Source organism: Aeribacillus sp. FSL K6-3256, from assembly GCF_037965805.1.
GTDB lineage: Bacteria > Bacillota > Bacilli > Bacillales > Aeribacillaceae > Aeribacillus > Aeribacillus composti.
Genome location: NZ_CP150188.1, coordinates 2,655,816 through 2,668,734 on the forward strand (window position 1 = coordinate 2,655,816; position 12,919 = coordinate 2,668,734).

9 protein-coding genes are annotated in these 12,919 nt (G+C 40.2%); 3 read left to right on the forward strand and 6 right to left on the reverse strand.

All coding sequences use genetic code 11. The features are described 5' to 3' along the window. Positions 1–111: 111 nt before the first annotated feature. Entirely contained in the window at positions 112–1,797 is a 1,686-nt protein-coding gene (locus NSQ84_RS12815) for an SH3 domain-containing protein (protein ID WP_327873384.1), read from the forward strand. Positions 1,798–1,828: 31 nt separating this feature from the next. On the opposite strand, the gene dtd is transcribed toward NSQ84_RS12815, so the two are convergent. The 6 genes from dtd to NSQ84_RS12845 form a co-directional block, all read right to left on the reverse strand. Further along, positions 1,829–2,269 carry a D-aminoacyl-tRNA deacylase gene (gene dtd, locus NSQ84_RS12820; protein WP_063387981.1) on the reverse strand — a complete coding sequence of 147 codons (441 nt, stop codon included), beginning with the start codon at positions 2,267–2,269 and terminating at the stop codon, positions 1,829–1,831. 15 nt (positions 2,270–2,284) lie between these two features. Then, positions 2,285–4,468: a bifunctional (p)ppGpp synthetase/guanosine-3',5'-bis(diphosphate) 3'-pyrophosphohydrolase gene (locus NSQ84_RS12825; protein WP_063387980.1), complete on the reverse strand. Its 2,184-nt coding sequence runs from the start codon at positions 4,466–4,468 to the stop codon at positions 2,285–2,287. 224 nt (positions 4,469–4,692) lie between these two features. Next, entirely contained in the window at positions 4,693–5,205 is a 513-nt protein-coding gene (locus tag NSQ84_RS12830) for an adenine phosphoribosyltransferase (RefSeq protein WP_063387979.1), read from the reverse strand. Between the two features lie 20 nt (positions 5,206–5,225). Further along, complete coding sequence (recJ, locus tag NSQ84_RS12835) at positions 5,226–7,604, reverse strand: single-stranded-DNA-specific exonuclease RecJ (RefSeq protein ID WP_327873383.1); 2,379 nt, start codon at positions 7,602–7,604, stop codon at positions 5,226–5,228. A 524-nt stretch (positions 7,605–8,128) separates the two neighbouring features. Then, entirely contained in the window at positions 8,129–10,351 is a 2,223-nt protein-coding gene (gene secDF, locus NSQ84_RS12840) for a protein translocase subunit SecDF (protein WP_327863351.1), read from the reverse strand. Between the two features lie 45 nt (positions 10,352–10,396). After that, a complete protein-coding gene (locus tag NSQ84_RS12845; protein WP_066249531.1) occupies positions 10,397–10,690 on the reverse strand; it encodes a post-transcriptional regulator in 294 nt (97 codons plus the stop codon). A gap of 99 nt (positions 10,691–10,789) precedes the next feature. On the opposite strand from NSQ84_RS12845, the gene spoVB reads away from it, so the two are divergent. Together spoVB and NSQ84_RS12855 are read left to right on the forward strand one after the other, a co-directional pair. Then, positions 10,790–12,370 carry a stage V sporulation protein B gene (spoVB, locus tag NSQ84_RS12850; RefSeq protein WP_066249533.1) on the forward strand — a complete coding sequence of 527 codons (1,581 nt, stop codon included), beginning with the start codon at positions 10,790–10,792 and terminating at the stop codon, positions 12,368–12,370. A 123-nt stretch (positions 12,371–12,493) separates the two neighbouring features. Next, positions 12,494–12,883 (forward strand): TIGR04086 family membrane protein, encoded by a 390-nt coding sequence (locus NSQ84_RS12855; RefSeq protein WP_066249537.1) that lies wholly within the window; start codon positions 12,494–12,496, stop codon positions 12,881–12,883. The last annotated feature ends 36 nt before the right edge of the window (positions 12,884–12,919 follow it).

Consider the following 12,919-nt stretch of genomic DNA (forward strand, 5'->3'; position numbering starts at 1 on the left):
TTGCGTCTTAGTTTTCCCGCAAAAAAATGAAAAAATACTCAATGTAAAAAAGGAAATGCCGAAATAAAAATAGAAATAGTTTTTTGCATGAATGTGAAAGGAGCATGGCCATTGCGAAAAAAATGCTTTTTAATCGTTCTGTTGCTTTCACTGCTTTTTACTTCTACCGCTCCAGTTTTTCATTCAGCCCAAGCGGATACGCAATATGCAGTCATTAAGCAAGATAAAGTAAATGTCCGGACAGGTCCCGGTTTAAGCTATCCCGTAATGAAAAGCGTTCGGTACGGTGAAAAATACCCGATTGTTGCAAGGAAAGGAGATTGGGTGAAAATTCAATTAAAACAGGGCTCTTCCGGGTGGGTAGCCGATTGGCTTCTTTCAGTAGAAACCGAGCTTCAAAAAAAGGATTATGTCGTTTCTACGACTACCGGGTTAAGAATCCGTTCTGGCCCCGGGACAAACTATAAAGTTGTTGGACAGTTTCCTAAAGGGGAAAAAGCGCATGTGTTGACGAAACAGGGGAAATGGGTGAAAATTTCCTATAATGGCCGGCAAGGATGGGTCTCTTCGGCATATGTAGCTCCAGCAGCCAGCAAAACCCCTTCGAATCAGAAGCATAGCCTCGGTACGGTTACAGCCACTATATTAAATGTTCGTTCAAAACCAAATGCACAATCATCAATTACCGGCAAGCTGACAAAAAACATGAAAGTTGAAATCATTTCGGAACAAGGCAATTGGTATAAAATTCGCTACAACAATGTGACGGGGTGGGTGTCGAAGCAATATATTACCAAAGCAGCAGCTAAAAGCAGCAGCACTTCCCCGCAAAAAGGAAGGATTACAGCCAGTTCGTTAAATGTTAGAAGCGGTCCGTCTTTACACTCAAAAATTGTCGGTACCATTAAAAAAGGAACAGAGGTAGAAATCATAGGTGCAAACGGAGATTGGTATCAAATTAGATATGCGAAAAACAAAACAGGCTGGGCATCCAAAAGATATATCGAAGCTGGCTCAAAGAAAACAAACGGCGCTCAATCAGTTGTCCTTTTATACGACGGAACAAATTTGCGCAGTGCACCTTCCACTTCTGCAAAAATTGTTCAAAGAGGAAACAAAGGGCAGACTTTTCCAATTGTAGGGATTTATAATAATTGGTATAAAATTCAGCTCCGAAACGGTCAAACAGCTTATGTAGCAAGCTGGGTCGTCACAACAACAAGCGAAAACAATTCCAATAAAGGGACAAGCATACCGTCAAACGGTAAAAAAGTCATTATCGATCCGGGCCACGGAGGCTATGACAGCGGGACGATCGGTGTCAGAGGGACGCTGGAAAAACATTTAACCTTAAAAACAGCTAAACTTGTGTACAACAAATTAAAAAGAGCAGGTGTAAATGCAGTTTTAACTAGAAGCGACGATACATATATCAGCCTGCAATCCCGTGTAGGAATTTCTGTAAAAAACAACGCAAACGCCTTTGTGAGCATCCATTATAATAGCTCAATCATTCCAAGCGCAAATGGAATCACAACTTTTTATTACAATTCTGCAAAGGATAAAGCATTAGCAAATGTAATTCACAAAGAGATGGTGAGGCATGTCAATTTAAGAAACCGTGGTGTTCAATTTGGAAATTATTTTGTGCTGCGTGAAAATAAACGTCCTGCTGCTTTGCTTGAACTAGGTTTTTTGAGCAATCCTATGGAAGAGTGGACAGTCAGCACAAACGCTTACCAAGAGAAAATCTCACAAGCGATTTATAAAGCGGTCGTCAAATATGTAAACTCATAAAAAAATCGTGAGCAGCTCGCTCACGATTTTTTTATTTGCTTTCGATAATCAATGTTACTGGGCCAACGTTTGTAAATTCAACAGCCATCATCGCTCCGAAAGAACCCGTTTCAACACGTACGCCTTTTTCTCTCAGTTTGTCGTTGAAAGATTCATATAGTTTTTCAGCAATATCCGGTTTGGCTGCTTGCATAAAATTTGGCCTTCTTCCTTTCCGGCAATCGCCGTACAGCGTAAATTGGGAGACGGATAAAACTTCGCCCCCAACATCTAAAAGAGATAAATTCATTTTCCCTTCTTCATCCTCAAATATGCGCAAATTGGCCACTTTATCCGCTAAAAACTCTGCATCTTTTTCCGTATCCTCGTGCGTAACACCGACTAGCACCATTAAACCGAACTCAATCGAACCAACAACTTGTCCATCTACTTTGACATTTGCATTCCTTGCTCGTTGTACTACAACTTTCATCATGTATTTCCTTTCTTAATTCATAATTCTCCGCACTGAATATACATCCGGTATTTGCTTGATCCGATCCACAACTTTTTGAAGATGGCTGACATTTTGAATCGAAATTCCTAAATGGATGTTCGCTACTTTGTTACGGTCCGTTCTTCCCGAAATTGTCGTAATGTTTGTCTTCGTCTCTGTTACAGACTGGAGCACTTCATTTAATAAGCCGCGCCGGTCAAAACCTAAAATCTCAATTTCCACATTGTATTCCTTCCGGCCGTCCAGCTGATTTTCCCATTCCACTTCAATTAACCTGTCTTTTGCATCCTCTTTATTGACATTTGGACAATCAGACCGGTGAACAGATACCCCTCTTCCTTTTGTAATAAATCCGACAATATCATCGCCAGGAACTGGGTTGCAGCAGCGGGAAAGCCTGATTAACAAATTATCAATACCCTTTACAGACACTCCTGCATCACGGCGCTTCGGCCGCCTTGCACCTTGTTGAACCACCTTTTCCATCAATTTTTCCTGCTCTTCTATATCCCGCTGTTTGCGAATTTTTTCGACTAGGCGGTTTGCAACCTGTAAAGCAGTAATGCCGTTGAAGCCAACCGCCGCATACATATCGTCCTCGTTTGAAAAATTAAATTTTTCCGCGACACGTTTTATATTTTCCTGAGTAAGGACTTCTTTCACATCAAAATCCATCGCTTTAATTTCTTTTTCAATTAATTCTTTTCCTTTTTCAACATTCTCCTCTCGGCGCTGCTTTTTGAAAAATTGGCGAATTTTATTTTTCGCTTGAGAGGTCTGCGTCAATTTAAGCCAATCTTGGCTCGGACCGTAAGAATGCTTCGACGTCAATATTTCCACTATATCTCCGGTTTTTAATTTATAATCTAGAGGCACTATTTTTCCGTTTACTTTTGCTCCGATCGTCTTATTGCCTATTTCAGAATGAATTCTGTAGGCGAAATCAATCGGAATTGACCCGGCGGGAAGCTCAATGACATCTCCTTTTGGAGTAAATACAAACACCATGTCAGAGAACAGATCAACTTTCAATGCCTCCATAAATTCTTCGGCGTTGGAAGAATCGTTTTGAAACTCCAATATTTCTCTAAACCAGCTCAGTTTTTTATCAAAAGATGTAATGCTTTTTCCTTCTTTATAAGCCCAATGGGCAGCAATCCCGTATTCAGCGATCGCATGCATTTCGTATGTGCGAATTTGAACCTCAAGGGGATCCCCCTTCGGACCGATGACAGTCGTGTGAATGGATTGATACATGTTTGTTTTTGGCATTGCAATATAATCTTTAAATCTGCCAGGCATCGGCTTCCAGCATGTGTGAATGATGCCAAGCACTGCGTAGCAGTCTTTTATGCTGTTCACAATAATTCGCACAGCCAGCAAATCATATATTTCGTTAAATTGTTTATTTTGGAGAACCATTTTTCGATAAATGGAATAAATATGCTTCGGCCGGCCGTACAGCTCTGCCTTTATCTTTACTTCTTCAATTCGCTTCTTTAAATCTTCAATTACCTCTTCAACATACTTTTCCCGTTCTGCACGTTTCTTTTTCATCAAATTGACAATTCGGTAGTATTGCTGCGGATTTAAATACCGCAAGGCTGTATCTTCAAGTTCCCATTTGATTTTTGAGATTCCGAGGCGATGGGCGAGAGGAGCAAATATTTCCAACGTTTCATTGGCGATTCTTCGCTGCTTTTCCTGCGGCAAATGTTTTAACGTACGCATATTGTGAAGACGGTCTGCCAGTTTAATTAAAATGACCCGAATGTCCTTCGCCATAGCGACAAACATTTTCCGGTGATTCTCCGCCTGCTGCTCTTCTTTTGATTTATATTTAATTTTTCCCAGCTTTGTTACTCCATCCACAAGCATAGCGACTTCATCGTTAAATTCTTGTCGAAGCTCGTCTAATGTCACATCCGTATCTTCCACAACATCATGTAAAAAGCCGCCGGCAATCGTTGTAGGATCCAGCTCCAAATCTACTAGAATCCCGGCAACCTGCACCGGATGCATAATATATGGTTCGCCTGATTTGCGATATTGCCCATGATGGGCGTTTTTTGCAAACTCGTATGCTTTTTTTATAAACTCTATATCGTCAGGCGGAAGATACTTTTCCGCTTTTTCGAAGATCTGTTCAGCTGTCAACATTTGTTCGTTTGCCATGGGATCACCTTTAATTGTATATACGTTATTGTTTTTATTATTAAATAAAATTAACAAACATGTAAAGAGAAGAATACGATCCTTTTGAAAAGGGGTAAAAAAAATAGAGCTGCTGCAGCTATTTTGCGAGTGGATGGAAAATATTACAATTTCTAAAGTTTTTCATTTTATTGTTTTAAAAAAAAGCACCCATTAAGAGTGCTTCATTTATAGATTTGCGCCGATTAATATTTAATCAATGCTAATATATCATAGCCTTCAAGCCTTTTTCTGCCCTCAAGATAAGACAATTCAATTAAAAAGGCAATGCCGGCAACCTCTCCGCCAAGCTGTTCCACTAATTTAATAGTAGCTTCAATCGTTCCTCCAGTCGCCAGCAAATCATCGGTTATTAACACTCGCTGGCCAGGCTTAATCGCATCTTTATGAATGGTTAATGCATCTTTTCCGTACTCAAGCCCGTATTCCACCTTGATCGTTTCGCGCGGAAGCTTGCCTTCTTTTCGAACAGGTGCAAAACCAACTCCGAGAGAGTAAGCAACTGGGCAGCCGATGATAAACCCTCTTGCTTCTGGACCGACAACAATATCAATCTTCTTTTCACGCGCATATTGAACAATTTGGTCTGTTGCATATTTAAATGCTTCCCCGTTGTCCATTAATGTTGTGATATCTTTAAAAGAAATGCCCGGTTTTGGAAAATCTTCAACAATTGTCACGTATTTTTTTAAATCCATCACTCGTCCTCCTCGGTTGTTTACCATTCATGAACTTGTAAAAATTTATCGGCATCTCGTTTCAAGACTGCCTTTTCAAACCATTCCTTCAGTTCTTGATAAGAAGAATAGAGAAGCTGCTGTTCCAGTTTCATTTGATCCAGCTTCTGCTGATATGTTCCGGATTCTGATAAATCCCGTTTTTTCACCTTTTTGTTTAATGTAATCACACCATTGTTTATTGTAACAAATTCAAGTTCAAAAAACACCTTTGTCATAAAAAAGATCGTTTCTTTTGTCCAGCCACGGTATTTGGCTAAATCTTCCCCATATTTTTTGTAATCGAAAGAACTTTTTTTCGTTAAGAATGCGTAATACCATTTAAAATGCTCTCTTGTCGGCATTGTTTGAAAAAAGTGGTCTGCATGCTGATAAAAAATAGCATAAATTCTTTCAGGCATTCCTTGCTCAAATGCTGAAACAAGAAATTCGATTGCCGGGGGCATATCGAGAAATACAACATACTTATTGGAAACATCTATATTTTTGTAATCCTTTATTTCTGATATTATATGAATTTCATGAATGTACGGTTGATCTTTATATAATTTTATAGATTCTTCATGAAAGGCGATCAGCAATCGTTTTTCAGCAGGAAGTTTAGAGAGCAAAGCCTCCGTTCCTCTTGAACCTCGCCAATCAAAAAGCTGGCACGCTGGCACGGCAAGGTCTTGAAGCAATAGCTGCGGCTTTTTTACATAATTCCATTCGTTGATCGCAAGCTCACCGACAATAGAAACGTTTGCGAAAGGAGATATTTCTTCTGCCAATTCTCCCTGTCCAAAGCCGACGACATCTAATTCAAATTCCTTCTCCTCAATCTTCATTTTCAAATGATTTCCGTTTACCCCAATTTTTCTAACATCTGCCGCATTGACATTCTCTAGTAAAAAGAGCGGCTTCGGATTATCGACTCCGAAAGGGGCAAGCTTCTCCAGCTCTTCGACTGCTTTTATTGTGACATGCTCCAATGAACAGGCACATTCAATGTTTTTTACAGGAATAAAATCTTCATCTGAAAGCTGACTATTTGCAAGATCGATCATTTTTTGGCGCAGCTCGTCAATATGCTCTGCTTTCAGCGTCATGCCAGCAGCCATCGTATGGCCTCCAAAATGAGGGAGAAGCTCCCTGCATTCCGATAAGTTTTTAAATAGATCAAACCCTTGAATGCTTCGCGCAGACCCTTTGGCAAGACCTGTCTCACGATCAATGCTCAACACGATGGCAGGACGGTAAAATTTTTCGACCAATCTGGAAGCAACGATTCCGATCACTCCAGAATTCCAGTTTTCTTTTGCGACGACTAAAACAGGATTGTCTTCGATTGGAAAATTTTTCTCAATTTCCTTAATCGCTTCGTCCGTTATCTCTTGTACAAGCTTCTGCCTTTGCTTATTTAATTGATCGATTTCCTTAGCAAGCATATCAGCTTTTTCTTTATCATCTGTCAACAACAATTCAACGGCAGGATCGGCTTCTTGCAGCCTCCCTGCCGCATTAATTCTCGGTCCTAAAACAAATCCTATCGTTTCCTCATTTACGGAAGATTTGTCCACTCCAGCAATGGAAAGAAGCGAATTTATGCCAGGTCTTGTCGTCGTTTTTAATTTTTCAATCCCTTTTTTCGCAAGAAGCCGATTTTCTCCGTATAGAGGTACTAAATCAGCAATTGTTCCAATGGCTGCGATCTCTATCAGAGATTCTGGAACCTTTCCATAAAGGGCATGGGCCATTTTAAAAGCAACGCCTACACCTGCCAGCTCCTTAAAAGGATATGTTGAATTTGGCAATTTCGGATGAATGATCGCATACGCATCAGGCAAAACAGGCCCCGGTTCATGATGGTCTGTTATAATGAGGTCGATTCCAAGCCTTTTGGCTAAATCCGCTTCATTGATTGCCGCGATGCCGGTATCAACTGTTATAATCAGCCTGCATCCTTTTTCATGAATCATTCGGAAAGCATGTTCGTTTGGCCCGTATCCTTCTGAAAATCGATTCGGTATGTAAAAATCGACGTTTGCCCCCAATTCCTTTAATGCCGTCAACAGGACGGCAGTGCTGGAAACGCCGTCCGCATCATAATCACCGTATACGACAATCTTTTCACCAGCGCGGATTGCTGCAAAAATACGCTCACATGCCCGCTCCATCCCATCCAACAAAAAAGGATCATGAAATGAAGGTTCCTTTATATGTAAAAACTCTTTTGCTTCTTCAACATTTTGAATGCCGCGATTCACAAGTAATCGAGCAGTCAAATATGTAATATTCAAAGAGTCGATTAATGCTCGAACAGCCTCTTCGTTGGACTCATCCCTATATAAACGATTCCAACGAAATTTAGATCTCAGCATAATTTCACCCCTCAACTTCTCCTATTATACAGAACGAAATGAAATGTTTTCAAACACTATTTTCAAGGTTATGTTTCTTCATAAGAAAGAGAGGGGCTGTCCGATGAGTTCCCAAAATGAAGAAGTTTGGAGAAATACATTGTGAAGGACAAAAATAATCGAATAAAATTTGTAAATGTCCTTCATAGAGGCAATGAAGTCCGACTGGAATAAATTGTATGCGCTGAATGTCCGTCATAAAACTTTTGGAGAACGTAATGAAGAAAGAGAGCATAAGAAAAGGGGGATGTCTAATAAGTCGTTTTTACGGCTTATTGACGCCCCCATTAATGTTTTAGAAACGTTGATATATCGGTGTTTATGATTTTTTGTTTTCAATGGCGATTTGACTTTCAAAGACAGCCCCTAAACACAAGATAGGAAAAATAGTCTGTCCGATAAATCCCTAAAATGAAGGAGCCCCAAAAAGTCAGTTAACCCTGACTTTTTGGACAGCCCCTTCGAACTTTTACAGCGGCTGTTCACTAGTTTTCTTTTACAGAACGTTTTTCAATTTGCTTCCATTTCCAAACGAGCCAAAGCTGGCTGGCGATAAACAAAGAGGAATAAACGCCTGCGATCAATCCAACCAACAAAGCAATCGAGAAATTTAAAATGGACGAGCTTCCGAATAAAATGAGAGCGACAACAGCAAAGATCACGGTTAAAACGGTGTTAATCGATCTTGTAAAGGTTTGCCGCAAGCTTTTGTTGACAATTTCCGTAAGCTGCTCAAATGTTTTTATTTTTTTCGCTTTTCCCATGTTTTCTTTTATACGGTCAAACGTAACAATCGTATCGTTGATCGAGTAACCAATAATCGTCAACACGGCCGCGATAAATGTAATGTCTACTTCAAGACGGGTAATGCTGAAAAAGGAAACGATAAAAAAGGCATCGTGCAATAGGGCAAGCACAGCTGCAAGCGCCATATAAAATTCAAAGCGGATGGATACATATATGATAATCCCAATGGAAGCAATTGCAACACCGATGAGAGCATTTCGCGCCAGCTCTTTTCCGACTGTTGGCGAAACCGTGCTTATATTTGGCTCTATCCCATACAACTCTGTGAAATGTTCTTTTACATTTGAAATCGTTTCTTTATCAAATGCGCCTACAAATCGTACAACTGCTGTGCTTTTATCATTACCAGATAATACAATTTCATCCGGCTTAAGCCCGATTGATTTGAATTCTTTTTCGATTGTATCAGCCGATAGCGGCTCATTTGTCGCTAGCTCGACCCGCGTTCCGCTCGTAAAATCGATGCTTAGATTCAATTTAGCAACAAAGAGGATGATGATGCCTGCGACAATTAATACACTTGATAAAACGAAAAACTTTTTCCGATGTTTAACAAAATCAATATGATCAAAGCGAGTTGGGACATCGGTATCTTTATTCGTTTTCGTAATATCCAAAATATCGCTTTTCCTCACGCCAAACCAATGCGGCTTTTTGTCAAATGCCCGGCTCTCCACGAGCAATCCGAGCAGCAATCTGCTTAAATAAATCGCCGTAAGGAAGGATATAATAATGCTGACAATGAGCATTGTCGCAAATCCTTTTACAGAGCTTGTTCCAAAAATAAACAAAACAACAGCTGCGAGTATTGTCGTAATATTGGCATCAAAAATGGTTAAAAGCGATCTTTTGTTTCCTGCTTTAAAAGCAGATCGGACACTTTTTCCAAGCTTTAATTCATCCTTAATTCGTTCGTCTGTAATAATGTTCGCGTCAACTGCCATCCCAACCCCTAAAATAAGGGCGGCGATCCCCGGCAATGTAAGCACCGCATGCATCCAATTGTACACAACTAAAATGAGGTATATGTATGAAACAAGCGTGATAGATGCGATCAATCCCGGCAAGCGATAGTAAAAGATCATGAACAGCATAATGAGGCCTACGCCGACGTAACCCGCATAAATGGTTGATTGCATCGCTTGTTCCCCATATTTTGCCCCGACAGAAGTTGAATAAATTTCGTGCAGCTTCACTGGCAATGCACCAGCATTCAGCAAACTTGCTAATTGCTGCGCTTCTTCTACCGTAAATTGTCCTTCAATCGTGACCGTAGTCGTATCAAACACTTCATTTACGTACGGATCGGACAAAAATTTCGGATTCGCTTTTGCTGCTTCTTTTTTATACGAGTCGCCTTCTTCCCAATCAAGCCATATAATCAGCTTATTTTCAGGCGCCATTTTTACTATTTTCTCTGTCACTTCTTTAAATTTTTTCGCATCCTTTAGCTCAACGACAACGTTCGGTTTACCGTTTTGGTCAAATGATTGCTTGGCACCGCCTTGCACTAAGTCTGAACCGTTTAGTAATTCTTTGTCATTGACATCACGAAAGGTCAGTTCTGCCTGCGTCGACAAAATTTTCCGAGCTTCAGTCTGATCCGTCACGCCTGCAAGCTGAACGCGAATTCGGTCATTCCCTTCTATTTGGATATTTGGTTCGCTCACTCCAAGTGCATTCGCCCTTTTGTCCAGCGCTTCAACTGCACTTAAAAGGGCTTGACGGTCAATTTTATCTCCTTTATTTACCGGCTTCACTTCATATAAAACTTCAAAGCCGCCTTTTAAATCAAGACCAAGCGTAATGCCTTCTACGATTGGTTTTGTCGTTGCGCCAGTCAAACCTAAAAGGGCGAAAACAATGATAAAAAATGATATAATTCGGCCTTTTTTTGCCATGTTGATCCTCCTCAAGCTTATATGCGAAACATCGCCTTATCATCTTTAGGTTAATTCTTTTAATATTTCTTGTCCTTCTTTACTATCTAACCATTTTGCATCTTTCATAAACTCAATGGTCGTATAATTCATGAAATCGGACACTTTCACTGACATAATCCCTTCTACTAACCGATGTACTCTGACACCCTCAATTTTTTTCCATTTTTTTCTTTTCAAAAAAGCCCACAATTCATCCTCTGTCATTTTATCGTATCCATACAGCCGGAATTCTTCGAGCTTGCTTTTCAAAAACGGCCTTAAATACTTGCGATAGGCATCTACCGAATAGTTCTCCACTTTTATGCTCCTTTCTTAAAAGGTTGTCATGCCTGTACTTCGAGTCTGCATATAGTAATTGTATATGATATCAAGTTTTTTGAGAAGGCAGGGAGAAAAATGCCGAAGCAAACCTTTTTAAAAGGAATGCTCATTTTAATGACGGCAGGCCTCATCACAAGAATTCTCGGTTTTATTAATCGAATTGTCATAGCCAGAATGATTGGAGAAGAAGGGGTTGGCCTCTACATGATGGCGATGCCTACGTTTGGCCTTGTCGCAGCAGCTACACAGCTCGGTTTGCCGGTTGCCATCTCCAAGCTGGTCGCGGAAGCGGATGCAAAAGGAGACAGCAAAAAGGTAAAAAAAATACTGGTTGTATCTTTAACAATTACGTGCAGTTTAAGCATTATCATCGCACCGCTTGTGTTGTTTTCCGCCTCATATATTTCTGAAACATTGCTTACAGACCCAAGAACATTCTTTCCTTTGATTTCCATCACTCCTGTAATTCCTATTATTGCTGTATCCTCTGTTTTGAGAGGCTACTTTCAAGGAAAACAAAACATGACGCCTGCGGCATTCTCCCAGGTGCTTGAGCAAGCGGTCAGAATCGCCTTTATCGCCGTTTGTACAAAAGCTATGCTGCCTTACGGAATCGAATATGCAGCCGCTGGCGCCTTTGTTGCGGCAGCAATTGGAGAACTTGCTTCCTTACTTTACTTACTAATAGCGTTCCGTTTCAAAAAGCAAATTCGAGTGAGAAAATCGTTTTTCCGTTCGTTAAAAAAGGGAAAAGAAACATTCAGTCAGCTCATGAAAATTGCCCTGCCGACAACCGGCAGCCGATTTATCGGCAACATTTCATGGTTTCTCGAACCGATCGTTGTTTCACACAGTTTACTGATCGCCGGCGTTCATTCATCTTTAGCTACAAAACAATATGGGGAATTGACGGGGTATGCGCTTCCTTTATTAATGCTTCCCTCTTTCATCACTTTTTCGCTGTCAACATCATTAGTGCCCGCATTAAGCGAAGCGATTGCCCAAAAAAGGATTCGATTAGCAGAATATCGGCTGAGGCAAGCTTTAAGGCTCTCGCTTGTTACAGGCGGACTAGCAGTTGTTATTTTATACGTGTACGCTGAACCGATCATGATCTTTATGTATGGAAATGCTCAATCTGCCATCTATGTGAAAGTTATGGCTCCTTTTTTCATCTTTTATTATTTCCAAGGTCCACTGCAAGCAGCATTGCAAGCATTAAATTTAGCAAAAGCAGCGATGACCAACAGTTTAATCGGTTCCATTTTAAAAACAGCGCTCATTTTTGTTTTCGCAACTAGGCCGCAGCTCGGCATAATCGGCGCAGCTCTTGCCATTATAAGCGGGTTTATGATCGTTACTCTTCTTCATTATGCAACGGTGCTGAAAGTGTTTAAGTTCACAATTTATTTAAGAGACTATGTTCTATCTTTTGCAGCCATTTTCTTAACAGGTTGGATCTCCTATCATATTTACGATATCTTATTGGAACAACTGCATTTGCTGCCAAAGTTAATGTATGCATGCATGATCACAACAGTTATTTACAGTCTGTTTCTTATCATCTTTCGACTAGTCGAAAAGGAAGAAGTAAAGCGAATTCCCCTAATCGGTCCGTATATAGCAATCTTTATTCCGATGCAGAAAAATCGTTAAAATCTATCCGTTTCATTCCTTTCACCCTGATCTGGCAATTTTAATTCTAAATCTTTTTTTTATGAATATGCTTGTATAAAAGTGATTACCCTTGTACGGGTGAACATGGGAGGAGATGAATGGATGATTGAAGCAAAGCGGTGGGGGAAAGCTGTATTTTACGGTGTTTTTACCATTTTGATCATTGCTTTGATTTCCAGTTTTCTTTTATCTATTTTATTACGATTTACTAGTTTAACAGAAGATTCGCTCTTTTGGGTCATCACATCTATAAGTTTTTTAGCCGTTTTTATCGGAGGTTTTATAGCTGGCGGAAAAGGTAAAGAAAAAGGGTGGCTTTTAGGCGGTGCGACAGCGGTTGCTTACACGGGAATTGTGTTGTTGTTTCAATTTTTAGGTTACGGAAAAACGCTTTCGCTAGAATCGCTATTATATCACGGTGGATTTTTAATCACTTCAATAGTTGGAGGAATGCTGGGAGTCAATATTTCGTCGCCAAAACGGCAGGCTTAAAAAGAAAAAGGCTGACATTTAAGTCAGCCCTGTTTT

What these genes read in the sequence shown, in the direction of transcription:
- dtd (WP_063387981.1), bottom strand. Translation starts at nt 2,269, where the DNA reads ATGAAAGTTGTAGTACAACGAGCAAGGAATGCAAATGTCAAAGTAGAT.
- NSQ84_RS12830 (WP_063387979.1), bottom strand. Translation starts at nt 5,205, where the DNA reads ATGGATTTAAAAAAATACGTGACAATTGTTGAAGATTTTCCAAAACCG.
- NSQ84_RS12825 (WP_063387980.1), bottom strand. Translation starts at nt 4,468, where the DNA reads ATGGCAAACGAACAAATGTTGACAGCTGAACAGATCTTCGAAAAAGCG.
- NSQ84_RS12855 (WP_066249537.1), top strand. Translation starts at nt 12,494, where the DNA reads ATGATTGAAGCAAAGCGGTGGGGGAAAGCTGTATTTTACGGTGTTTTT.
- spoVB (WP_066249533.1), top strand. Translation starts at nt 10,790, where the DNA reads ATGCCGAAGCAAACCTTTTTAAAAGGAATGCTCATTTTAATGACGGCA.
- recJ (WP_327873383.1), bottom strand. Translation starts at nt 7,604, where the DNA reads ATGCTGAGATCTAAATTTCGTTGGAATCGTTTATATAGGGATGAGTCC.
- secDF (WP_327863351.1), bottom strand. Translation starts at nt 10,351, where the DNA reads ATGGCAAAAAAAGGCCGAATTATATCATTTTTTATCATTGTTTTCGCC.